Source organism: Bradyrhizobium sp. LTSPM299 (assembly GCF_000938235.1).
Classification (GTDB): Bacteria; Pseudomonadota; Alphaproteobacteria; order Rhizobiales; family Xanthobacteraceae; genus Bradyrhizobium.
Genome location: NZ_JYMU01000023.1, coordinates 237,105 through 257,755, shown reverse-complemented (window position 1 = coordinate 257,755; position 20,651 = coordinate 237,105). Strand labels below are relative to the sequence as shown.

Genomic DNA, 20,651 nt, shown 5'->3' with positions numbered 1-20,651 from the left:
CCAGTTCGGCAAGGCTGGCCACCGGCCGCCTTTTAGCCGGTCTTGCCGAACATCACAGCCTGTTTTTCGGTCGGTGACAGGTAGGCCAGATATATCTCGGTCGTCTTTACGGAGGTATGGCCCAGATGTTGGCTCAATAGGTAAATGCTTGGCGTGCCGCCTTCGGGCAGCGGCGTTTTGAGATAGTCGACCGCATACCGGTGACGCAAGTTATGGAACGGGAAGGGGACAATGCCGTCGTTGTTCGGTCCCGCCTTACCAGCGCTACCGTCACAGAGATTTCGCCACCGGCTCGATACCTGCTTGTATTTTTGCCCATCGTGAGAGAACAGCCAATCCGCCTTGTCCGACGCGGTCCGGCGCAAGACTTCCATGGCAGCATCGCTCAAATCTATCGTCCGCATCTTATTCCGTTTGCCGACGACCGTTAGCTGCCGTTTGTTGTCGACGAACTGCGAACGTTTTGCCGAAACAAGTTCATCCATTCGGCAACCCGTCAGCAACGCCGCCTGGATCAGGTCCGCAAGGCGGCCCGGTGCCCGCTGAACGATGATCTTGATATGGTCGGGTTCGGGCAGCACGATAGGGTCACGGCGTTCCTTGAGCCTGCCAAGGCGCGGCAGAACCGGGTTAGCCTCAAGCCAGCCTTCATCGATACAGAACCCCATGACGCTCGACAGAGCCACAAGGTCCCGTTTCACAGTGGAGATCGTCACTCCGTCCGCCCTGCGACCCCTGATGATTTCGGCAATAAGCGTGCCGTTGATTTGGTCAATGAATTTATCGTTCAGATACGGAGCTAGCTGGCCAAGCGAGCATAGATATCGGCTCGCTGTGTTAGCGGAAACACGGTCTGTCAAATTGACGCCCCATGCAGCCGTTGCCTCGCTGAACGCGTAACGGGCTTCGCCGTGTTTTACACGACCATTCAGTTCAGCTTTGATCGCTTCGATACGGCGCGCTGCAATTTTCGGATCGTCTGTGTCAAGTGATCGCTGGAAGGCTGGCTTGCCCGTAAGCCGAACGCGGCCCCAGAGGACGCCACTGCGCCAATATGTACCGGTAGGTGCCTTTCGCTGCTTTGCCACTTAGTTTCTTCCTCTTTCAGAAGAGAGCGCACTGCGCACTCGTTAAACGTCCAGCGACGACCTAGCTTTGCCGCTGACGGAATCTTTCCCCGCGAAGCCATCGTTTGAACGGAACGCAGAGGAATTCCGAGAATCGCGACTACGTCTTCAATGTGAACGCGTTCAGCCTTTTGATTATCATTCGCAGCTATCATGTGAGTCCATTTGCCTATCAAACAAAGCTAAACTATAAAGAGTCAAGTGATCTTTTTGGTGACAATCGGGAAAAAGGACTTGAGGTTCTCAAATGGCTATTCTTGCCCAGCAATCGCGCGGAGCACGCGGCCTGTTAGATTGGACGCAAGCCGACTTAGCCAAAGCGGCGACATTAGGCTTGGCCACGATCAAGAATTTTGAGAGTGGCCGACGCGAGACAACGCCAGCCAATATCAACGCAATCAAACGGGCGCTCGAAGAGGCTGGAATCGAATTCATTCCGGCCAAAGGCGGGAAGGGAATCGGCGTTCGATTAAAAGAGCAATGAAAACCCAGCTCGTGCGATTTAGCGCGAACTGGGTGTGAATGTCGGGGATGGCTCTGTTAGCCTCAGCGTGATCGACTGAAGAAGACGTTCCGACCGGTCCCTGATCCGGACTTGCCCCTTTTTGGAAATTCCTTTCCGTTCTCGTTTCGTGATCCGTTCTCATTCGGCGCGGGGTGCTGGCCTAGTTTATCCCTGGTGGCCTAAGTTGGATTTGGGAGTGGCCTGTTTGCGTGAATGTTCCCGGAACTATGTCCGGTAGGGAACCGACGAGCGGGAACCGCCGCATTATTCTCCGATGTGCAAACCCTACGGCGAGGACCCGTAAGCGCGAGTCGGCACGATGCAACGTCGAAAACGATCCACCCCCCACACACTCGAAGACTATCTTGCGGCCGAGAAAGCCCAGATCGAAGCGCAAATCTCCGTCCTGCCAATGTGTGAGGAAAAGGCCGCGCTGCTCAAAAAGATCAGGCAGATTGAAACGGCCAGCCACATGAATGAGTGGCTTTCCTCACCAGGTTTACAGTCACCGAAGTGAGCGAGTACCGCGCTTACATTATGGGTCCGAACGGACATATCCGACGACGTATCGACTTCATCAGCGCAGATGATGAGACCGCCAAAGAACACGCTAGGCAGTTCGTTGACGGTCACGATGTCGAGCTATGGCAAATCGATCGCAAGGTTTGCGAATTTAAGGCAAAGCAGTAAGGGGCCTCAGTTGGCGGCCTAGAAACCGCTCGCGCTAAATCGCACGAGCGGGTGTTCGTAGGCCACGCATAGCGGATCACAGTGGAGCGATGTCGTTTCTCGTGATCATGTTGTTCACGAGCTTCATAACAAGTGCCTCGACAATCGTATCGTTGAAAGCTCCATAGCCGACTTCCTCAATAATGATTTTAGCCAGCGCGACTTCATCCGATCTATTCATCGGAACATTAGGCTTCGTCATTTTTTCCACGGCATCGCGCGACTTACAGAAGAATTTATAAGACGTCTCATCGTCTACGCTTTCGTCGTTGCTGACGATTTGAGCCGCTCGATATTCGGCCGCCATTTCCGAGAACTTTTTGGCTGCAACAACACGCGCAGATTTATTCCGGGAAGAGCCCGGCTTGCACAGGTTCTCGATACCGGAAATGTCCGGTTGGACGTGCATATTCATTTTTGTTCAATCTCCGGGCGACTCGGAAAGGCCGCGCCCAGGGCAGAACATGGGTTGGAACCCCAAGGTAAGTCAATCGCGCACGAAAAGTGAACAAATGTCGCTAAGTCATTGAAAGTAGGACCATTAGTCCTATCTGTCAACTAAGGGCATTATTCCTATAATCAGAGAAGCGACTGTGCCGCAACCACTTTCTTAATTTTCGCGGATAGGTATAAAGTCCGATAGCTCCAATATGCGTCGTTTTCAGTTATAAATTTCTCGGGCGGCTTCTTCCCGGCCACTTGCCATCATGTTCTATTTTTGTTCTTATTGGTCCGATCTATCCAAAGGGCCGAAAATGCCAGACCTCGACTACCTCAGACGGGAAATCGAACACATGCGCGTCCAAGTTGGGCGCCAGCGCAGAGAGATTCTCCAGCTTCAGCGAGCGGGTCTTTCGACAGCTTCCGCCGAACTGCTTCTCGGCCGCATGCACACCAAAATCGATGATCTCTGCGCCCAGCGCGATCGGCTCAAGAAGGAGTTGCCCGCGCCCAAGGGCAACGTGCTGGGCGGTCGGAGTTGGTGAAGCAGTGGTACGACGACAACGCCGACAACCCGCCGTGGATCAAAGCGCTTGCCGAAGTGCGGCACAGGGCGACACGCGAAGGGTGGTGTTACCAACATGTTCAGGCAATCATCGTCGCGATCGACCAGTACGCGGAGTCTGCTCTTGGCAACCGGGACTTCTTTCTGAATAAGCCGCAGTCGATTGGTGGTAGTAGGAAGGCCGGAGGCATTCCGTAGGGGGCACACATGCCTGGGGAAGTAACCGGACAAATAAGTACGGTATCGACAGCTTGGGCAGTATTCAGTGTCATTGGCGGGTCGCTGCTCGGTGGCGCAGTTAGCACGGTCGTTGCATTCGTGGTGCAGAAGCGAAATCTGGATTCGGCTAAGAAGCAACGAGAAGAAGATAGGCTTGATGTCAGAAAGGTTCGTGGCTACGCCCTCTTATTCAAAATGATAAGAATGGCGTCGAACATGGAAAACCTCAGTAAGGCAATGAGGAGTTGCTTCGATGAGGCAGCTAAGCAAGGTTTTCGAGGTGCTCCTTGGCAGATCGTTCAACCTATGGTCCCGGCAACCGATCCCGTGAATTTCACGCCAGAGGAAATGGCGCTCATATTGTCTATTGACGATAAATTGTTCAATGAAATTGCTTCCCTCGATCAGCTTCACAACAGTACCGCTGCGATTTTCGAGGCGTATGGGAAAATGCGTCAAAAGGTTCTCGATCGCTTTGGCGCCGTAATGGCGGGCAACGTCGGCGTGACAGGCCTCACACAAGAACAAGCGAATTGGTTGGCCCCCCGCGCTACCGAATTGAATGGGCTAGTCGCAGCAATGCAGCAGCGGTGTGACCAAGACGGTCAAGAGTTGTGGGCTGTTCTACTAAAGCTCCGTGATGCGCTAGAAACAAAGCTTGGCATTAAGCACCGTTTAGAGAGACGAGATGCTCAGCCGGTTTCTCAATAGTCTATCTCGCGCCATGCGGTGAGAAGGATAACGGAAAAACGCACGGGGGAATAAATCTCTACCATAATTACGGACTAAGCAGGCCGGAGCCGATCGATGGCAATCAGTGCCGCTCCACTGCGGACATTTTCATCACCCAATCAGGATGCTAGATGAGCAAGCGTGGAGACCACAAAAACAAAGGGCGCGCGAAAAACATTAAACCAACGAACGCCCTGAATAATAACAATAACGGCGATGAGAAAGGCAACCCGACAAGCCCATTGGTTTCCGCGCCAATCACTCCGCAAACTTCTGCCAGCCCGAACGAGAGTCAAACGGGTAAAGCCGGAGACGTTCCACATGAGGGGCTTTTGGAACAATACACTAAATCTCTACGTGATTGGACGGGGGGACTCGTATTCGTAGGCCTTATCACCGTCGCGGTACTAAGTCTGCAATGGTGGACCTTCGAAAAAACTGATGAAACGAATAGGGCTGGTTTGAGACCCTATATTTCTGGGGTCGGTCTTAGTGCTGATATCGACCGATTCCCAGGCTATTGGGCATTGAAAGCCACTCTTGAAAATAGCGGCGGAACCCCGCCCACCCAATTGCGATATGTCATCAGATCGTCTGCGGATTTTTCGCTTGATCCCGAGGAGATATTCCAGCGTCCCAGCGAGACGGATGCGTTCTTTGAGCCGACTATCGCACCTAAGGGGCAAATTCACGTGGAAGCGGGGATGCCGACTGTTGCTTTTTTCGATTCCAAAAAGCAATGGTACGTCTCCGGAGCAATTCATTACCGCGACCAATTTTCCGGTTCAGCCGAACATATCTCAAAGTTTTGCTTTGCGATCGTCAAAACAAATGTCACGCGCCCTGGCTACGACCCATGTCCTTACTGGAATTGTGTTGACGAAAAGGCTTGCACCAACGATCGCGCTCGCTACGACAAAGCGGTACGCGACGGCGAAATACGTCCTACCAAGAAATCTGCGGACGCTCCCGATATTCCGGTTGGAACAGCCATCCCGTCGGCCATCGGCATGGTCATAAAGGCGCTCCCCTAGGTAGGCAAGGTTGTCAGCAGTAGTTTTAGCTGCTCTTAACGCGAGCTATCCACATCGACCCGGTGCCGCGCATGTCCCGCTTTACATTTGCTGATTTCAGGCAATCAACTCGCGTATTTTGTTTCCTCGACCTTGAGCATCCTGTAGTTGCCTGGGCAGTGATGCGCGGCATGCTTGTCTCAGCCGACTACGCGTACATCCCGCCAAGTCCTGGCTTTATTTCGTTCATGCAGGCCGGCATAGTTGAAACGCTTAATAACCGAAGGCTGTTCAATGAGGATTTGATCGAGAGAGTGCGGTTGACTTACTTCCCTCAACAAATCTCGCGCATGCGCGGAATGTTTTTCTTTCGATCACGTGCCGACGCTGAAGCGAGAATTGACGATCCTGAATGGCCGCCATATTTTCAAGCCAAGAATCTTCTTGAACTAGACCTCTACTACAACGAGCCCATCTCGGACGTTGATGCAAATTGGATCACCTATGCGCCGCTTGCAAAGGACGGTCGCATCACTGTCAACGATCTACAATGGATCGTAAACTATTGGTCCGGTGAGAAATATAGCGATCAACCAGTGTGGGAGCGCGTTGCCAAAGGTGTTGCGTTGGTCCTCGACGAGCACGTGAGACGACAGTGCGATCAATATGTAAAGGAGATGTTCCCAGCTGCGCACATTCCGATTTTGATGGCGCGCTTGGCGTCGGAGGCAGGAACGCTTGGAGGAAATACCGCGCCCTTTTTGTTGCGAGAAGATCGGGAAGTTATGAAGCTGGCCTATACGTGGAGAGATGCTGAGTTTCATGATCCGAAGGTCATTGCGGCGATGGCAACACATCCGGATGGTCCGGCTCTCTTTCGAATGATAGCGGAAAACGAGACGTGGAAAATGCCAGACTTGAGACCGTGGGGCAGGGCATATGTGCTGAGTGAGCAGAGCCTGCCGGAATTGAGCGTGTTACAAATACCATCGTTGCACAACCCGAAATGATTGCGCTGCCGGAAGGTAGATGCGCGCGTGGCCTCTATTAATGGAGCGGCCCGTAGGCCGCCCCTGATTGCCATTATAGATTTCGTCCCGCCTTCGCCTTGCGCACTGCGGCGCGTGTTGCTGAAATATATTGAGTCGTGCTACGAGACCGCTTCACAAATTGAGGAAGCAATGCCAGTTAAAAAGAAGAAAGTTGCCGCCCGGCGAGTGTGGACCGCAACCGAGATTCGAAAAATGAAAGGGCTCGCGAAGAAGGGGGCAGGCGTCGACAAAATCTCGAAAGCGTTGAAGCGGACCGTTCCAGCCACGACGGTAAAAGCGTCGTTGCTCGGAATCTCGCTGAGCACGCGCGGCTAGCCGCCAAATTGCGATGCCTACCAATCATAAGAACCCGGCAACTACGCCTTCTTGAACGCTGACCGTCGCTGCCAGCATTGAATAGGCAAACACCGCATCGATTGGGGTGCATCCTTGTATGGCCGGGGAGTCATCCTTGAAAAGGATGCTGCCTCCCTGGCCGCCGGATACGGACGCTCCGTCCAGACAAAACCCGTCAACTGCCGAACCTGGTGCCGATTGAAACTTGATAGTCACAGGGTTTACGCCAGTGTTGGCGAGCAGCAACAATCGGCGGGCAGGGTTCAGCGGTACAAGAAGGATCGGAGTATTTGGCGCGAGCGTCAACGAGGTTGATGTAATGGTTAGATCGTAGCTCAAAGATTGCTTTCTGACATGGTTTCGGGGAAGGCGCCGGTTTTCCCATTTTGCGGAAATGTAAGTTTTCCTGGCATCCGGTGCTGGTGGCCGTTTCGTCAGAGATTCTTAAAAGCCAGCGCGCGGATGTAGTTCCTGGCGAGGCAACCCATCGGTAGGGCGTTGCGCGGCTACGGCCTTCGTACAGCCGTAGCCGCGCCAGCATCGCGCAGCATCGCCACAGCAAAGGAACATGGAAGTCCGTGGCGAGCGCGCTGATAGAGGCTACTAAGGGCGAGTGGAGTTCAATTTCTGTAGTTTCCGTTTTAGCTCCAAGAACGCGCCGTCACTGGCGAATCTCGCGCAGTCATCACGAAAGTTACCGACTGCTTTAGCGTCACTCACGATGAGATGCGTCTTTGGTACCGCCGACTGAAAGACAGCCGATATCTCAACCAGTTGACCGCTCTTGATAAAGCGCACGTCTTCGCCTTCGACCTTACGAACGTCGAAATCCCGCTCAATGTACCGTACTGAAACCGCAGTACGTCCCTGCAAAAGGTCCAAATCTTCCTGAGACCTAACTCGCAGACGAAAGGCTAATCCCTTCGGCGTGTCCAACAATTCGAGGTTATCGTCGGTATTTCCAAGAGAGTGCGACCTATCGTGGTCAATGCAGAAATCGACTCTGGTTTTGCTTTCTAACGTCTCATTGAAGCAGCCTTGCAGGTGAGCCTCTATTCGACTCTTGTGGTAATGGGGCACGAGATTAAGTACCGCGAAACCCTCGACGATTTTTGGTTCGTATCGCGAGGCAGCCTTTCGTGGCGCGGCGTGTTTGACCGCGCGGCGATCAATGGCTGTAATGAAACCACCATCGCTGTACTCAAGATCACCGTTATACGACGCGATTTCATAACCAAGCTGCGGGTGGAACACCATGTCAGCGTAATGCCTCTGGGACGCTCTTGAGATGCCCGGCCTTTACGGAATCGCGAAAATAATCCGCTAGAGGGCCGGTTCGATCCGAGGGAATCCCGAAGAATCGTTCGAGGTCTACGGAAAATACTCCACCGTGGAGGCCAATGCCTTCGTTTATGAGGTGCCGCTTGATCTTGAAGTATTCTAGATGAATCTTGTTTAGCGCGGACGTCGCCTCCGCTAGCTGTTTTCCCATCGACTCCGATTGCGGCTTTAGGTCGAGGCAGAGTCGCTTTTTTGCTTCCGTCTGTGCGTGAACGTCTTTGCTGGCCAAAACATCCAAGGCCTTTTCGACATTCCACTTTTGCTGACGAAGTTCGTTGAGTTGCGTTGACGAAGTTTTGGGAAGAGGCGCATCCTTGCCCTCAATCAGGGCGTCGATGTAACGGTCGTGCTGCCTGTTCTCACCGTCATCTTGTAGCGCTTTAACAGCGGTGATATCATTGTCTAAACGACGGCTAGTCAGTTCCAGTTCGGTTCTTCGCGTGTTTCGCGCGATATCCTCTTCAGTGAGATATTCTGAAAGGTTTTTGATCTTGAACGTCACTTGTTGTCTTTCTTTTGTTTAGCTAGAGCCTCATCGACTGCCCTAATGGTCTGTCCTATGTCGACGATCATGGCGGCTTCAAACGGGCGGCCGCAAATTTCAGTCAGCGGGGCGTTGAAGTCAGCGTTTATGATTTGCGTGCCGGATGCTTTCACAACCAACAAAGTCCGGTCGAATGCATAGAGCGCGTTGGCCGGTCGACCTGGTTGGTCGACGGCGAACAACCGCACGGATTCTGCGGCCTGCCTCGCAGGCATACCGAGATTGACGCACGTTGCCGTGAGCGCGATTTGGTGGACGGTGGCTGCACATACCAGCCGGTAGCTTCCTGATCCTGACGGCAGTTTGTCGGGACGTGACGGCTTAATGGTTTGGCGATCGTACCACTGATTTTGTTTCGGGACCGAAATGCCGGTTGCGCTGAAAACTTCGGCTGGCGTGTAATGCGTGGTGGCCGCCGGAGCGGGCATGGTAACTCCTCAAATATTAGATTGATGGTTTTGAAACTTGAGAAAGAAGCACCCGGCGCGGTGACACCGGGTGCGCGTGTGTTTCGGGAGGGAAGGAGGGGTAACCGTCTCCTCTAATCTATAGGTTCCGAGCGTCCGGTTTAGCTCGATCGCTATAAGCGCTTGTTTAGGCGGCCGTTTTGATCGCCGTTCGCGCCTCGATTATCCGCTCGATCGCGATCTGCAATAGGTTTCGGCCCCTCGCGGAATCCGTAGTGTTGCCGAGTCGGCCCCCGCAAAGCTCGCCAATGCGAAAGCCAGAAGCCGCCTGGGTCAGCGCGTCATAAGGCCTGTCACCGACTAGCAAACGGCATTCGGCCAGTTTTGTCGTAGCGTCGTCACGGGCTCTCTCAACCGCTATGTCAGCCGCCCAGGGATCACTGGAAGAATGCGTCGGGCCGGACTCGGGTGCAAAGTGGATGCTATTAGGTCGGATAGAGTTCGACGAAACAATCTTTCCTCCGAAGAATCCAACATTTAGTTCGCCTCTCTTATTTCGGGGCAAGGCCGCGTCACGATAATCGCACAACGTCTTCGGATCGGGAACGAGTTGCGAAGCGGGACGCGTTCCTTTTGCGTGGCGAGTTCGTGTGTGTATTTTCAGCGGTTTGCCATTCTTGTCTCGAAGATGAGTGATGTGATTACGATGATTGCTTTCCAACGCACCCACGCTGCTTAGCGCTTTAACCATGGTGTTGGATGGTTCAGACAGGACTTCCTTCAGATCCCCAACTGTTCCAAGATTCCACGGCTCTCCGTCTTTGGATGGCGTTTTTGTGCTGCCACGTTCCCATAGCTTCTTAATCTTCTCCTCTGACGGCCCGTAGTCGTGAACAACATCCATTCCGAAACCTGAGTTGGCGGAGTCATCGGCTTCTTGTTCATCCGCAGCGCCATGCCCGCTATGTTGTAGCCAGGCTGAACGCGGCGCAGCGGCGTCCAAAAGCTCGCTGGTCTCAACGAGAATATCGAAAGCCCATTCGTTCTGAATCTTCGTGTGTGCCAAGCCGCGTCCGGCCATAAGCGTGTTGTTTCTGGCTTCGTTCAATGCTGGAAAGTTGTGCTTTCTCGTTTGGTTGTCGTTTGCAGCTTGCGGCGGTGCCCATTGTGGGCGAGGGTCCTTATCGAAATCGGATGGCTCGTAAGGACGTGTCAACAACTCGATACGACGCTGACAGGGCGTGTATTCGGCTAACGTTCGTGGCGCGTCGCTCTTCTTTTCGGAAGGTTTCTTTATCGCCTTTTTCGCTTTTGTCGCTTTCGGTTCTTCGAACGTATCTGAACCAAAGCCGGTGTCGTCGAAGACAGTTTCGGGCTTCTTCGGCTTTTCATCGCGCGAGCCGTCGACAGTATCTTCATCGTCAATCGAATCGAAGCAATTTAAAACCGTTACATCCAATGGAACAAGTCGCGCGATAATGCCGCCGTCAGTGCTAATCATGAATTCCCCATTTGAAATAGATTCACCAGCGCCGCTATTACGGTCGCGGGTCGTCATGCCGCCCGCCAACGCGCGCGCAAGGTCTCCTTGTAATGATGGGCTAAGCGCTCGCTGTGAGCGCTGGCCGGCCGGATAACTTTTGGTGGTGTCGGGTGCCGCGAAAAGTGCGGCCAAATCAAAAAAATCAACTTTAGTGGTGTAATGAATTCCGACGCAAGATTCTACCTGTGTCCACTATTTCTTTATAACGAGACCGGTTGTAACGAATTCGCCTACAAATTGATAGGTGCGGACACTTTTAATCTGCGCCGCTCTCGCGCGCGGGGCGTCAGGAAATTGTTTTTGGTGGGTGCTCAGTGTTCGTGTTGTAGCTGGCCACGGTATTAAGAGATAGGTGGTTTTACAAATTTACTTGGCACGCCACAGGCGGACTTGCGCCGCGCGGTCGTAGCGGGCCAACCCGGCTTTGGTTGCCTTTGCGCTGGCCGCGTACTCACGGCGTGCGTTGCTCGAATGGTCCGCTTGGGGACGCACAGCGGACTTGTCGCCGACACTGTGCAGGGTCTGAAAAGGGCCAATTTCGGACTTGGGACTAACCGACGGAGATATGAGGTTTGCGCCACATCGCCAAAAGCGGCGGCGCGCCTTCCGGTGAGATGTTACTTTGCGCGACAAACCCGGCGCGTTGATAGAAAAGCGTGTTTCTCTCTCTGCTGTTTTCAACGTACGCAGACATTCCGGCAGCATCGATCTTCTCAAGCGTTGCCTTGAGAATGCGTGATCCGAGACCGGCACCCTGAAACTCCGATGAAACTGCGATGAAAGCCAGATAGGAGTGCGGTTCTTTCGGGTGGTTCCTCTCCATCGCCTCTTGGATCGCCATTGCGCGACCAAATTTTTCAAATCCGAAAACTCGATAAGCCCAAGGAAGCCATTTAAGAATTCGAAGCCCGCTGGCCCCCCTGCGCGCTCCGGAGGGGAGCCAGCTTACGCAGGCGTTGCCGTCGTTGCTCATCCACACCTCGTTTTGAGGAATGTCGCGAGCCGTAAACATTGCTTTAAAAAACGTCTCTAGAGCCGCCCTGCGCTTTTCTCCTGAACGAACCATGTAGTCGAAGACTGGATCGTCCATGAATGCTGAAGCAAACAGTCGGGAAAGCGGAATGACGTCGTCAAGTGTGGCGCGACGAGGATTGGAAGCCGATTGCAAACGCTCTTGCTTTACGTCGGTCATGGTTATCTCACTGCGGAAACCGGCACAAATTAAGTTGCGAGAAATATTAGTACGAATGCTATGGGTTTCGTTTGCCGGGAGCAAGTGCGGGTAGACGAATTCGGATGCGCCTATGCCGGACCGATGTCCGATTCGGGTCAATCGCGTCATATTGTTCGCCCGCCTATGACTTCCGGTCTACCCCGGAAAGCGGACAATCCGCCTTGTCGCATTTCAAATCGCAGATTGACGGTGGCAGCGACGGCCCGGCTTCCACCGGGCGGCGAACCCGGCCATATAGCCGGGCTGGCACTTCAGGACCGCCGAGGAGTCGGTAGGGCCAACCCGATCGCGCTAGGCGAAATACTTGTCGGAAGGGTCCTCCGGGCTTTCTTCACCCGGCAGCGTGACCTTGGAGGAGTCGGCGGGTGTCGCGCCAAGCTGGCCCAGGCATTGGCGTAACAGGTTCAGCATTCGGGTGTCGGCGCAGCCAGCCGCGAGTTCGGCTCGTGCGGTGGATGCGATCCCGACGATGCATCGATGCGAACGATTTAGCCAAGGCAATTCATCAGCGAAGGACTCCCAAGCGTCGGCTGCGGGTTCTTTTAGCCAAGCCGGAGGCGGGCCTAGTGGTCCGGTTGATTCAGGTTCTTTGCGGTTTGCAAATCGCTTGGGGTCGTGAAGCACGCGCCCGGTGGCAATGGCTTTTGCGAGTGGGGTTCGTCTAGTCATGTAATTTGTCCTTTAGGTTATGAAAAAATCCGCACTGCGGAAATGCGAGCGAACGGACCGGTCGGTCGGCGGGGCCGTCGATTCTGGAAGAAATGACTCCCCCTATGGGGTACCACCGGCCATCCTATTAGCTGCGCTCCATCGAGACGCAAGCAAGCGGCTCACCGATCGCGGGCCGCATGGTTAGCTCTCGGACAAAACCAATCGACAGGCCGGCGCGTTGCTCGCTTTACCGCGCAACGTCGCACTGGAACGTCAATAGCTCTGTCTTTTCATTCCGTCCGGCAAGGCGCTTGCTGCTTGCGAAACATTTCCAAGAAGCAAAATCAGCGAGGAAATCCATGAACGAAGTTTCAAACTGCCGCGCCATGGAATTGATGTGTCGCCAGCGCGCGAAGGCTGACCCTGAACGTAGTTGGAAGTGGCTCGGCCAAGCCGATAGGTGGCATGACCTCGAAAAGCGAGAGACAGCTTGGCGCTTCCAGCGAAATACGCATCAACAGATGCGCTCTGACCCGATGATAATGGGGCCGAACCCTGATAGGCGCGACTCGGGACAACAAGGGTAGCGGAGCGAGCCGCGCCGTCGGTGAGGCTTATTGAAGGCACGCGCAAGCTATATTAATTCAAATCAAACCACCGGACAGCCGGACAAGGGTAAACCCTTGTCCTGTCCGTCCGGCTACGATGGTCCGGACAAAAAACTTATTGTCCGGACATGTCCGGGGTTGTCCGGGTGTCCAGCCAGAACCATTGGCCTAATGTTCCGATTTGCTGGCTTTTCACCAAATCCACGATAGCCCGCCTAAACCGCTTGCTAAGCGTGTCTTCGGTTACCTTCTCTTCCTTGGCTCTGGCGTCAGAGTAGAATTGATCCTGCCACCTGTCGCGGGAAACCACCGTCAAGCCATCCGGAAAGCCGTGAGCGCCCTCCGAGCTAAGTTGACCGTGTTCAGCCAAGGCAAGCTCAAAGCTCTTGAAAGCCTTGGCAGCGTTGCCTGTGAGATTCGAGCCATCCGTCTTGCACGGTACGGCATCGACCTGCATGACCACCGGAGCGGTCGTCACGGTGCCATCCGCGTCGGTGCCAAGTTCAACCGAGTCCAGCCGGAACCCCGTGACCACGCCTTCGCCGTCACCGTCGTTCGCTCCCGTGCAAGTCAGTGTGAACACCTTGGCGTGGCCGGTGCCCTTCACGTCGACCACAAAAGACACGTCAATTGCGCCATCAAGGTCGATTGCGCCTTTGCCCCGATCGCCTTCCCAGCCGGAGTGGTGGATAGCGGCGACATGCGCCCCGGTGGCCCGGTGCAGTTCGTCGACTGAGGCGATGTACCGTTGCATGTCCTTGGACTGGTTTTGATCGCCGAGTCCAAAGGTCCTCGTTACCGTATCTAAGACGACCAAAGCGCATTTTTGGCCGCTCTTCCCCTCAAGTCCCGCGATAGCTGCGGCCAGTATCTTGGCGTCGATGCCGCCAGTTAGGTCGAGCTTGCCACCGGCAACAACGAACGGAATGCCGGAGAGGTTATGCTTCTTTCGCCAAGCTGCAACACGTCGCTCGGTCAGAGGCTTTCTTTCCGCCGCGAAGAAAACGACCATGCCTTGCTTGACCTTGCGGCCGTGCCACTCGATACCGGCCGCGATGTGACACCCGATATCGACCATCAAGGCGCTTTTTCCGCTACCAGGCTTTGCGACAAACAACGAGAACTCGCCAGCGCCCAAGAAACCCTTGATAAGTTCGTCCTTGATCACCGATGCATTAACGTCGTCAAACCAAGTGAACTGAAAACGCTCTTTAAGATCGGCCTTTATCTGGTCGGGCGACTGCAGGGACTTCGGCTTGTTACCGTTCGCAGCCTTGATCCTTTCGGCTTCGGCAACAACGCTGGCGACCGTTTTTTCAACGAAGTACGTTCCTTCTTGAAAAACGTCCTTTAGGCTGTACTTCATGACAAAGCCCGCGCCAGATACGCGGTACGCCACCTAACTTCGTCTTCGAAGTATGAGCGAATCGAGAATGGCGAGTCATCGATAACAAACCGTGCTAGCTTGCCGTCATCGTCCGAAAAGCCCCAATCCCACGCTTCAAGTGCGGTGTGAATGTCGTTGCACTCGATTGTCGTGGCCTGCGACAGGTCCTTGAGAGCCTTACGACTGATCGGTTCGATATGACAAACACCTGTGCAGCCCGACTCAAGCCAATCCATCGGGTGAGCGTGCAGCCGTACCACCGGCAGTGTGAGATATTCACGGCCCAGCCACGGCGCACGGCAGGTGATGCGATCGAAGGACATTTCGTCGCTGATAACGAGCAAATCAATAAGCTGGCCGTCTTCAGTGATCGGAATTGCTAGCTCTGGCGGGTGTTTCGGCCCGACGTGATCGGGCGCGTAGATCAAAAATCGGTATCTGCCAGTTTCTGGATTCCAGATCATGCCGTACTGAATGAGGGCAATGTGTTCGGGGGCGGTTTCAACCCCGTGTTCGGCAAGCCACGCGACAGCAGTCAAATTATCACCGGCCTTGTCGAAGAATTCTTGCGCGACTTCATCGGGCAAGGGCAAGGAGTCATCAAAATTAGAAATCGAGTCCATAAAACGTCTTTCACTAATACTCTCCTCAAGCATTTAAGTTAGGTGGCTGGGTTCTGTTCGGACAAAATGCCGACTAGAGTTTCTGTAAATGCAGGGAAAGTATCGACGTTGTGGAAACCTACTTTTCTCGCCGCTGCTGATACGGCTTCGCTCCACGTCGGTGAAGACCAATTGTAGAACGGTCGAAGCTCTGACCAAGCATGGTCGGTAAGGTTGCCTGTCTCACCGGCCAGCCGAACAAGCAAGCCGAATGCTTTTCCGTTTCTTGGATCGTTGTAGCGTGCGTCCAATCCCCGCCGCCAATTGGCTGTGCGGGTTAGGCTACAGCTAAGGCTGTCGATGCAATTGAGCTTGTTGTTATCGATCATATTTCTACTTTTTGAAATCGCCAGCGAAATTGCTGGCATTGTGTTGCTCACGTCAAATAACCGCCGTGAGCGGTGCGGTGCCAGCGTCTGTAAACTTGTAAGGAAGTTTAACCCAGCGCCGAGCGGAGTTGTGTTATGTGAGGCCGCGTGGGGACCTTCGATGGTATCGGTCGATTACTTTCGGCAAGGCTTACTTGCTCAAATGAGCCGAGCGACAAAGGTTGGCCGGATCGACGTTACAATTGACTCCGGGCAGTTGCTTCGTGAACTTGGCGGGCGTCCCGGCTCCGTGCACGGAATGCCACTTTGTTGCGAAGCCATGCTGGCGGAAATGAAGCCCGGCGACACTTTAATGGCAGTTCGGAACAATGCAGCGGGCATGATCGTTCGCTACCGATTGCCTCGCGCAAAATGAAGCGGGCCGTTGGCTGCGTGCGCCTCAAGCAAGCCTCCGTGGACGAGCGCTCTGCCGGGCGGGTGATTGACAATCAGAAGCGTCGCAACAAAATCGCACTTCGCCTTGCCCGCGTGCTAATGGGGCTGGCATGAAAAGACTGATCATGGTCATGCTGCTCGCGACGTACCCTGCTCAGGCGCAAACTAGCACTCCGCCGCAAACTAGCCCTCCGCCAAAGTTGCCGCTGACCCATCGCGAGCAAATCCACGCCGATCGCGCGAGGATGGCAGCCGAGGAAAAAGCTGCACCAGGGGCGCGTCCGTGGGATCGGGACGCCGACGGCAATCGCCCTTGGCAACGAAAAGATTAGTCGATGATTGTCGGGGCCGGGTCAGTTCAGAAGATGATCGGCCCGCAATCAGCGGCGTTCACGGGCAGCATGTACCAAAACATGCGCCAGTTGGCGGTCTCGTGGGTGCGTCAGGCCGCCGAACGTCCACCGAAACAGCTGAAGTCTAAAGTTGGGGGACCGTTGGTAGATAATAAAAGCCGGGACCGCGAAATTTAGCACAAGCCAGACTTCGATGATGGTCATCACTCGATGCATGCGGAGTCTCCTGCCGCACCAACGGTCAGACGAGGTGAAAGTTCAAGTTTCCACTCCCGGCCGCACGTGCAAGAGGGTTTCGAGCCAGGCCGAGAAATCGACCGGCACTTTTTTGAACACTACAAGCCGATTTGTATCGCTGATGCTTTTCAGGTTGGTGGTGCGGGTGCTGTCCTGGTTCGGACACTCGCGGCGGGGAATGAGTTCACTCCCAATGTCGGGGCCAGACAGGCACCGGGTCGTATTTGGGTTTAACCTGACCCGTGGCGGGACAGGTGGGGACACGCCTGTATCGTCCGTGTGAAGGACGGCCCCAGCAATTGCGCCAGCCCCCGATGCTGGGGCCGCTTCTTTAAGCGGTGAAATAACAACGCCGCCCAGCGTTGAAAACTATCGCTAAGCGGCGCCAATCCAGCCCCGAGAGGGAACGGACAAAATCTCGGACATACGTGAGTCTGCATGGATGGTGCTAAGGTTCAGGGACTTCGGAAGGAAATTAGGGCTTGCTCTGGAACTTCCGTGGAACCGGCACCGTAGGAATGTTGGGTGCCCGACAGCGGGCACCTTTGACCCGGACGGTCCCGGCCTATATGCCCCCCAAGCCCCAGCCGGGACCGTTCCTTCGGGCTATGACCTAGAGGTTCTCGAAATGAACAGGCCGCCAACTGAGGCGGCGGCCTCTTTACGGGTCTCAACGTCTCAACTAAGGGTATCGTGCCTCATGGTCGATGAGATAGCCGTGCTGGTGGATCAACAGGCGCAAATTTCCAACATGCGCCAATTGGTGGAGCGGATAGACGATCCCGTCAGGCGATCCGCATGCCTCCTCTTCACCGAGGAAATTGAGCAGTGCGTGCGCCACCTCGACCGCCTTTTGATTTCGGCATCTTAGTCGGGTGTCTGCGATCCCGGGGACGTTAGCCATTCAAATAGCAAGAGCAAATTGAAACTGCCAGGCCGTGAAAGAGGCCGCCAACTGAGGCGGCCTTACTTCCTTATAGGTCTCAGTTCCCATACGAACTTGGCTTCTACAACGGGCCCGTCATTGTCCCGGACCTCTATCGCCATGTAATTATTGGGGTGACCCCTGATCTTGTCGCGAACCAAATCGGCAAGGGCGCGGGCGGCTTCCTCTTGGGCCGCCTCGACATGCGGGAACTCTAGGCCCTCTTCATCTGGGGCGACGCTCTCGCCTTCGCGAATGTCGAAAAAATACCGCGTCATGAGCTTTGAACGCGCTCTGGAGGAGACTGTTCCTACCCCGGCTTCTTGCCGCTTTATGGTCCATTAGGCCACTGAGGGTCGAAACAGGCCAGTACCATTAGCTGAATGCGAACGGACACAGAAACAGGAACGAAACGAACCTACGGCAACGCATGGGCCAACGATACGGCGTGAACGAACGCCGTAGCCATTATCGTAGCCACTCGAACCGCATTAGTGCGCTTTATTGGCGTTTACGGCGTCTAATCTGATTGGAAAAAAGTGCCAAAAACCCTTACAGGGTAGGGGTTTCCTGTATTTCAGAACAAAAGCGTTACTCTTCGAAATGGAATTTCAAGACCGGTGCCTTAAACCACTCGGCCACCCTTCCAGCTCTGGAAAGTCAGGCACTTAGCCGAGGGCGGGATCGAACGCAATGCGAACTTGGACCCGATATGGACCCAAAGGGGTCAGGAGCCGAGAAAACCACCGGCAATCGCGGCCAGGGATTCGACAAGGACTCGTCCGCCTGCTTCGCGCGCTTGCGCTTCGCGTAATTGCGCAACACGACCGCGGGGTCGTCGCCGATCCGCTCGGCCACCCGGTGGACGGGAATGCCAGCGTCGAGCAGGGCGGTCGCATGGACGCCGCGCAGGTCGTGAAACCGGACCCGGCCAAACCCGATCACCTCGGCACGCCGGGCGAATTCCTTTGAGAAGTTCCGCGGGTTGCGCGGCGTGCTGAGATCAATCGGCGCGCCGGGCTCGGGCAGGGCGGGGAATATCAGCGCGCCGGCGGGCAGCCGGACCAAGCTAAGGTCGACGTCGACCCCATCGGGGATCCCAGCCATCAAACGCTGATATCTCGACCGCTCGGCGAGGAGTATCCCGATCGTCCCGTCATCCAGGTCGATCGTGCGAAACCCGCGCTTTGTTTTGGGCGGCTTCACGCGGATACCGAATTTCTTGGTTTGCTCGAGGGCGCGCTCGATGCGCACCTTTTTCGTTTCCTCGTTGAGATCAGACCAGCGCAGCGCCAGCAGTTCATTGCGCCGCAAGCCGGTCGCCGCGTCGACCGCAACCGGAGCAAACATGCTGGCCGATGGCCTGAAGCCGGCGACCAGGGCAGCCAGTTCCTTTTCGTCGAGACCTTCGCCGAGATCGTCGTCGCCGGCTTCCTCGGAAACCTGTCGGTCGGGATTGGGGACCTGCTCAACGTGAGCCATCGGGTTTGCGGCGATCATTTGCTTGCGGTGTGCGGTCGCGAGCGCGGCGCCGAGCACGACATGCACATGATGCGCGGTGCGCGGTGCAATCTTGCCTTCCAGGCCAGCATAAAGTTTGTCAATTTCGGGAGCCCGCAACTGCTGAAGCGGTCGCTCACCGATCGCCGGCTTGACGTGGGTGTTCAGAAGTTCGGTGTAGCGCTCCAAGGTGCGCTGCCCGACCTTTTTTTTGCGCCGGCCAGGTGCGCCGGCCTCGATCCATTGGTCGATCCAGACTGAAACCGTGAGCTTGCTGGGGTCGACGTGGCCGCCCGTGTCGACAGCACCGACAAGCGAGCGCAATTCCTTCCGCGCTTCCGCTTTTGTGCCGCGAAACGTCTTGGCGCAGCGCCGGCCGTTGGCACGCCAGCGCAGCCGGAAAACATTCTCGCCGCGTTCATCGATGCCGCCTTCGCCGTGTGATCGCTTAGTCATTGCCTTCCCCCTGTCTGTTTGCGCGGTCCGCGCGGTCCCTCAAAATCTCCTGCAAAGTGTTCTTGCGCTCTTCCCGCATGCGGTCCCGCCGTTTGCGATCGGGCATCACGAGCACGTCGTCAGCCAGCGCGATGCCGAGTGCATCGGCATCACTCACCATGGGTTGCAAGCGGGCGACTGCTCACCGGCTCGAGATTGCCCAGCGATACGGAATCGCCGACAGCGCCTCGTTCCCGCCGGCCGAGAATGAAAACCGGTTTGGGCTAGTCGACAAATGGCGCGAGGCTGTTGCAAAATTGCTGCTTACCCCGGCGCCAGATACCCGCGCGGTCACATGGAAGCGGCAGCAACTTTCGAGCCGCGGTTTTCCTTATCTGCCCGTCAGTAAGGAGCGTGTCCAACGGGTAATCGACGAAGACGACGCATTCCTTAAGGCTCACCCGACGCGTCGGTCAAACAGCGAAGCAATGGCGCGTTCGCGCGAGTTCAAGGAGGTGGTGAGGCAGCGCATCAGGGAATTAGCCGCATCGCGCAATCTTCCGGATGACGAGATCAAATCCGTCTTGAGGCTCAAGCATCAGGAGATCGGTGAGTTTGCCGTTAAGCACAGTGTGAGCCTCGCATGGCTGCTCGAAGGCGCGGGACCCATTTCCAAGAAATACCCGGAGTGCGATCAATGAAGCACCGTCGACGAACACACCGGAAGCGCAACCGGCAGCGGCTGGCGGCACATGCCCGCCGGCTGAGGCGGTAACGGAAGGGCGGGGAGGCTACAGCCTGTGTTCCCACCGGTGAACACTGATGCTCACCGGTGGGGTCTCCGCAATCATACTGGCGCGAATTTCATCGCTTTGTAACGCGGGTGAGCTTTTAATCGCAGCATTGCTTTTACGTATTCTTACTTTGCGAATGGCCCGGCAGGTCCTTTCTGCCGGGCTTTTCGTGCCGCTAGGCCGCAGTTGCTGCTTGTTCGTGCTTCGCTCGCTCACGCTCTTCAAGGGCGGCGATGGTCATCTTGATATTGTCCCGCCGCTCGATCAGTGTCCTCGCCAACATCGGATACTTGACGACGGATCGGTCGGAAATCCCAGCGCGCTTTTCTTCGGCGGCGATGTCGGACTCGATCAGTTCCAGGGTGCGAATAAGGTCAACCAGTATCTTACCAATTACGATGACCTCGCGCGGTGTCCCAGACTGAGGTTGCATATTCATGAGCGTGCTCCGAATGTCTGAGTTCGGCACATCCAGATCCTTGGTAGCCGAACAGTTGAAGCATCCATCGCAAGCGGCTTGCCAATTGCGGGGCCGTAAGAACACGGT

Annotated in this window: 27 protein-coding genes and 1 pseudogene; 11 read left to right on the top strand and 17 right to left on the bottom strand. The window is 55.3% G+C overall.

Features of this window, described 5'->3' with window-relative positions:
- Positions 1–32 precede the first annotated feature (32 nt).
- Positions 33–1,088: a tyrosine-type recombinase/integrase gene (locus UP10_RS15460; RefSeq protein WP_050043693.1), complete on the bottom strand. Its 1,056-nt coding sequence runs from the start codon at positions 1,086–1,088 to the stop codon at positions 33–35.
- Positions 1,089–1,114: 26 nt separating this feature from the next.
- A pseudogene (locus UP10_RS46660) lies at positions 1,115–1,282 on the bottom strand (helix-turn-helix domain-containing protein); the annotation flags it as partial.
- A 92-nt stretch (positions 1,283–1,374) separates the two neighbouring features.
- On the opposite strand from UP10_RS46660, the gene UP10_RS15455 reads away from it, so the two are divergent.
- Both UP10_RS15455 and UP10_RS43050 read left to right on the top strand, forming a co-directional pair.
- Entirely contained in the window at positions 1,375–1,611 is a 237-nt protein-coding gene (locus UP10_RS15455) for a helix-turn-helix domain-containing protein (protein ID WP_044588165.1), read from the top strand.
- Positions 1,612–1,951: 340 nt separating this feature from the next.
- Entirely contained in the window at positions 1,952–2,149 is a 198-nt protein-coding gene (locus tag UP10_RS43050) for a hypothetical protein (protein WP_082077133.1), read from the top strand.
- A gap of 249 nt (positions 2,150–2,398) precedes the next feature.
- On the opposite strand, the gene UP10_RS15445 is transcribed toward UP10_RS43050, so the two are convergent.
- Positions 2,399–2,776 (bottom strand): hypothetical protein, encoded by a 378-nt coding sequence (locus UP10_RS15445; protein ID WP_156180007.1) that lies wholly within the window; start codon positions 2,774–2,776, stop codon positions 2,399–2,401.
- 340 nt (positions 2,777–3,116) lie between these two features.
- On the opposite strand from UP10_RS15445, the gene UP10_RS15440 reads away from it, so the two are divergent.
- From UP10_RS15440 to UP10_RS15420, 6 genes are all read left to right on the top strand, one after another.
- On the top strand, positions 3,117–3,347 hold the full coding sequence (locus tag UP10_RS15440; RefSeq protein ID WP_044588162.1) for a hypothetical protein: 231 nt from the start codon (positions 3,117–3,119) through the stop codon (positions 3,345–3,347).
- A complete protein-coding gene (locus UP10_RS15435) occupies positions 3,344–3,565 on the top strand; it encodes a hypothetical protein (protein WP_502692192.1) in 222 nt (73 codons plus the stop codon). The genes UP10_RS15440 and UP10_RS15435 overlap by 4 nt, the downstream gene beginning before the upstream one ends.
- Before the next feature lie 9 nt (positions 3,566–3,574).
- Positions 3,575–4,297 (top strand): hypothetical protein, encoded by a 723-nt coding sequence (locus tag UP10_RS15430; RefSeq protein WP_044588160.1) that lies wholly within the window; start codon positions 3,575–3,577, stop codon positions 4,295–4,297.
- Positions 4,298–4,449: 152 nt separating this feature from the next.
- Positions 4,450–5,352, top strand: a complete 903-nt coding sequence (locus tag UP10_RS44275) for a hypothetical protein (protein WP_156180004.1) — start codon at positions 4,450–4,452, stop codon at positions 5,350–5,352.
- A gap of 71 nt (positions 5,353–5,423) precedes the next feature.
- Positions 5,424–6,341 carry a DUF2441 domain-containing protein gene (locus UP10_RS15425; RefSeq protein ID WP_044588159.1) on the top strand — a complete coding sequence of 306 codons (918 nt, stop codon included), beginning with the start codon at positions 5,424–5,426 and terminating at the stop codon, positions 6,339–6,341.
- A 171-nt stretch (positions 6,342–6,512) separates the two neighbouring features.
- Positions 6,513–6,698: a hypothetical protein gene (locus UP10_RS15420; RefSeq protein WP_044588276.1), complete on the top strand. Its 186-nt coding sequence runs from the start codon at positions 6,513–6,515 to the stop codon at positions 6,696–6,698.
- A gap of 24 nt (positions 6,699–6,722) precedes the next feature.
- Here UP10_RS15420 and UP10_RS44270 read toward each other — a convergent pair whose 3' ends face one another.
- The 10 genes from UP10_RS44270 to UP10_RS44260 all read right to left on the bottom strand — a co-directional run bounded on the left by UP10_RS44270 (position 6,723) and on the right by UP10_RS44260 (position 15,464).
- Positions 6,723–7,058, bottom strand: a complete 336-nt coding sequence (locus UP10_RS44270; RefSeq protein WP_156180001.1) for a hypothetical protein — start codon at positions 7,056–7,058, stop codon at positions 6,723–6,725.
- Positions 7,059–7,322: 264 nt separating this feature from the next.
- Positions 7,323–7,976 (bottom strand): HK97 family phage prohead protease, encoded by a 654-nt coding sequence (locus UP10_RS15415; RefSeq protein ID WP_044588158.1) that lies wholly within the window; start codon positions 7,974–7,976, stop codon positions 7,323–7,325.
- A 1-nt stretch (position 7,977) separates the two neighbouring features.
- The gene (locus tag UP10_RS15410; protein ID WP_044588157.1) at positions 7,978–8,562 is read right to left on the bottom strand and encodes a hypothetical protein; all 585 of its coding nucleotides are present in this window, start codon (positions 8,560–8,562) and stop codon (positions 7,978–7,980) included.
- Positions 8,559–9,032 (bottom strand): hypothetical protein, encoded by a 474-nt coding sequence (locus UP10_RS44265; RefSeq protein WP_156179998.1) that lies wholly within the window; start codon positions 9,030–9,032, stop codon positions 8,559–8,561. Before UP10_RS44265 ends, UP10_RS15410 begins: the two co-directional genes overlap by 4 nt.
- A 166-nt stretch (positions 9,033–9,198) precedes the next feature.
- A complete protein-coding gene (locus tag UP10_RS15400) occupies positions 9,199–10,569 on the bottom strand; it encodes a hypothetical protein (protein WP_156179994.1) in 1,371 nt (456 codons plus the stop codon).
- A gap of 535 nt (positions 10,570–11,104) precedes the next feature.
- A complete protein-coding gene (locus UP10_RS15395) occupies positions 11,105–11,746 on the bottom strand; it encodes a GNAT family N-acetyltransferase (protein WP_197086819.1) in 642 nt (213 codons plus the stop codon).
- A gap of 333 nt (positions 11,747–12,079) precedes the next feature.
- A complete protein-coding gene (locus UP10_RS43045; protein WP_082077131.1) occupies positions 12,080–12,457 on the bottom strand; it encodes a hypothetical protein in 378 nt (125 codons plus the stop codon).
- A 705-nt stretch (positions 12,458–13,162) separates the two neighbouring features.
- Positions 13,163–14,413, bottom strand: a complete 1,251-nt coding sequence (locus UP10_RS15390) for an AAA family ATPase (RefSeq protein ID WP_050043692.1) — start codon at positions 14,411–14,413, stop codon at positions 13,163–13,165.
- On the bottom strand, positions 14,410–15,057 hold the full coding sequence (locus tag UP10_RS15385; RefSeq protein ID WP_156179991.1) for a hypothetical protein: 648 nt from the start codon (positions 15,055–15,057) through the stop codon (positions 14,410–14,412). The genes UP10_RS15390 and UP10_RS15385 overlap by 4 nt, the downstream gene beginning before the upstream one ends.
- Positions 15,058–15,095: 38 nt before the next feature.
- Positions 15,096–15,464, bottom strand: coding sequence for a hypothetical protein (locus UP10_RS44260; RefSeq protein ID WP_156179987.1), 369 nt, complete (start codon positions 15,462–15,464; stop codon positions 15,096–15,098).
- A gap of 121 nt (positions 15,465–15,585) precedes the next feature.
- Here UP10_RS44260 and UP10_RS44255 point away from each other — a divergent pair, with 121 nt between their 5' ends.
- Both UP10_RS44255 and UP10_RS44250 read left to right on the top strand, forming a co-directional pair.
- Entirely contained in the window at positions 15,586–15,840 is a 255-nt protein-coding gene (locus UP10_RS44255) for a hypothetical protein (RefSeq protein ID WP_156179984.1), read from the top strand.
- Between the two features lie 1,310 nt (positions 15,841–17,150).
- Positions 17,151–17,321 (top strand): hypothetical protein, encoded by a 171-nt coding sequence (locus UP10_RS44250; protein WP_156179981.1) that lies wholly within the window; start codon positions 17,151–17,153, stop codon positions 17,319–17,321.
- Positions 17,322–17,416: 95 nt separating this feature from the next.
- Here UP10_RS44250 and UP10_RS46655 read toward each other — a convergent pair whose 3' ends face one another.
- The 3 genes from UP10_RS46655 to UP10_RS44245 form a co-directional block, all read right to left on the bottom strand.
- On the bottom strand, positions 17,417–17,653 hold the full coding sequence (locus UP10_RS46655) for a DUF6894 family protein (RefSeq protein ID WP_044588150.1): 237 nt from the start codon (positions 17,651–17,653) through the stop codon (positions 17,417–17,419).
- A 382-nt stretch (positions 17,654–18,035) separates the two neighbouring features.
- Positions 18,036–19,199: a tyrosine-type recombinase/integrase gene (locus UP10_RS15365; protein ID WP_197086818.1), complete on the bottom strand. Its 1,164-nt coding sequence runs from the start codon at positions 19,197–19,199 to the stop codon at positions 18,036–18,038.
- 124 nt (positions 19,200–19,323) lie between these two features.
- Positions 19,324–19,488, bottom strand: coding sequence for a hypothetical protein (locus UP10_RS44245; RefSeq protein ID WP_156179978.1), 165 nt, complete (start codon positions 19,486–19,488; stop codon positions 19,324–19,326).
- 1 nt (position 19,489) lies between these two features.
- Here UP10_RS44245 and UP10_RS15360 point away from each other — a divergent pair, with 1 nt between their 5' ends.
- On the top strand, positions 19,490–20,011 hold the full coding sequence (locus UP10_RS15360) for a hypothetical protein (RefSeq protein ID WP_044588148.1): 522 nt from the start codon (positions 19,490–19,492) through the stop codon (positions 20,009–20,011).
- Between the two features lie 268 nt (positions 20,012–20,279).
- On the opposite strand, the gene UP10_RS15355 is transcribed toward UP10_RS15360, so the two are convergent.
- A complete protein-coding gene (locus UP10_RS15355; RefSeq protein WP_044588147.1) occupies positions 20,280–20,543 on the bottom strand; it encodes a hypothetical protein in 264 nt (87 codons plus the stop codon).
- Between the last annotated feature and the right edge of the window lie 108 nt (positions 20,544–20,651).

Excerpts from the sequence above, each read along its gene's own strand:
- UP10_RS46655 (WP_044588150.1), bottom strand. The coding sequence starts at position 17,653 with ATGACGCGGTATTTTTTCGACATTCGCGAAGGCGAGAGCGTCGCCCCA.
- UP10_RS15425 (WP_044588159.1), top strand. The coding sequence starts at position 5,424 with ATGTCCCGCTTTACATTTGCTGATTTCAGGCAATCAACTCGCGTATTT.
- UP10_RS15395 (WP_197086819.1), bottom strand. The coding sequence starts at position 11,746 with ATGACCGACGTAAAGCAAGAGCGTTTGCAATCGGCTTCCAATCCTCGT.
- UP10_RS15415 (WP_044588158.1), bottom strand. The coding sequence starts at position 7,976 with ATGGTGTTCCACCCGCAGCTTGGTTATGAAATCGCGTCGTATAACGGT.
- UP10_RS43045 (WP_082077131.1), bottom strand. The coding sequence starts at position 12,457 with ATGACTAGACGAACCCCACTCGCAAAAGCCATTGCCACCGGGCGCGTG.
- UP10_RS15390 (WP_050043692.1), bottom strand. The coding sequence starts at position 14,413 with ATGAAGTACAGCCTAAAGGACGTTTTTCAAGAAGGAACGTACTTCGTT.
- UP10_RS15440 (WP_044588162.1), top strand. The coding sequence starts at position 3,117 with ATGCCAGACCTCGACTACCTCAGACGGGAAATCGAACACATGCGCGTC.
- UP10_RS15400 (WP_156179994.1), bottom strand. The coding sequence starts at position 10,569 with ATGACGACCCGCGACCGTAATAGCGGCGCTGGTGAATCTATTTCAAAT.
- UP10_RS44250 (WP_156179981.1), top strand. The coding sequence starts at position 17,151 with ATGGTCGATGAGATAGCCGTGCTGGTGGATCAACAGGCGCAAATTTCC.
- UP10_RS15385 (WP_156179991.1), bottom strand. The coding sequence starts at position 15,057 with ATGGACTCGATTTCTAATTTTGATGACTCCTTGCCCTTGCCCGATGAA.
- UP10_RS15355 (WP_044588147.1), bottom strand. The coding sequence starts at position 20,543 with ATGAATATGCAACCTCAGTCTGGGACACCGCGCGAGGTCATCGTAATT.
- UP10_RS15445 (WP_156180007.1), bottom strand. The coding sequence starts at position 2,776 with ATGAATATGCACGTCCAACCGGACATTTCCGGTATCGAGAACCTGTGC.
- UP10_RS44265 (WP_156179998.1), bottom strand. The coding sequence starts at position 9,032 with ATGCCCGCTCCGGCGGCCACCACGCATTACACGCCAGCCGAAGTTTTC.
- UP10_RS15420 (WP_044588276.1), top strand. The coding sequence starts at position 6,513 with ATGCCAGTTAAAAAGAAGAAAGTTGCCGCCCGGCGAGTGTGGACCGCA.
- UP10_RS15455 (WP_044588165.1), top strand. The coding sequence starts at position 1,375 with ATGGCTATTCTTGCCCAGCAATCGCGCGGAGCACGCGGCCTGTTAGAT.
- UP10_RS44255 (WP_156179984.1), top strand. The coding sequence starts at position 15,586 with ATGGTATCGGTCGATTACTTTCGGCAAGGCTTACTTGCTCAAATGAGC.
- UP10_RS44275 (WP_156180004.1), top strand. The coding sequence starts at position 4,450 with ATGAGCAAGCGTGGAGACCACAAAAACAAAGGGCGCGCGAAAAACATT.
- UP10_RS43050 (WP_082077133.1), top strand. The coding sequence starts at position 1,952 with ATGCAACGTCGAAAACGATCCACCCCCCACACACTCGAAGACTATCTT.
- UP10_RS15430 (WP_044588160.1), top strand. The coding sequence starts at position 3,575 with ATGCCTGGGGAAGTAACCGGACAAATAAGTACGGTATCGACAGCTTGG.
- UP10_RS44260 (WP_156179987.1), bottom strand. The coding sequence starts at position 15,464 with ATGCCAGCAATTTCGCTGGCGATTTCAAAAAGTAGAAATATGATCGAT.
- UP10_RS15360 (WP_044588148.1), top strand. The coding sequence starts at position 19,490 with ATGGGTTGCAAGCGGGCGACTGCTCACCGGCTCGAGATTGCCCAGCGA.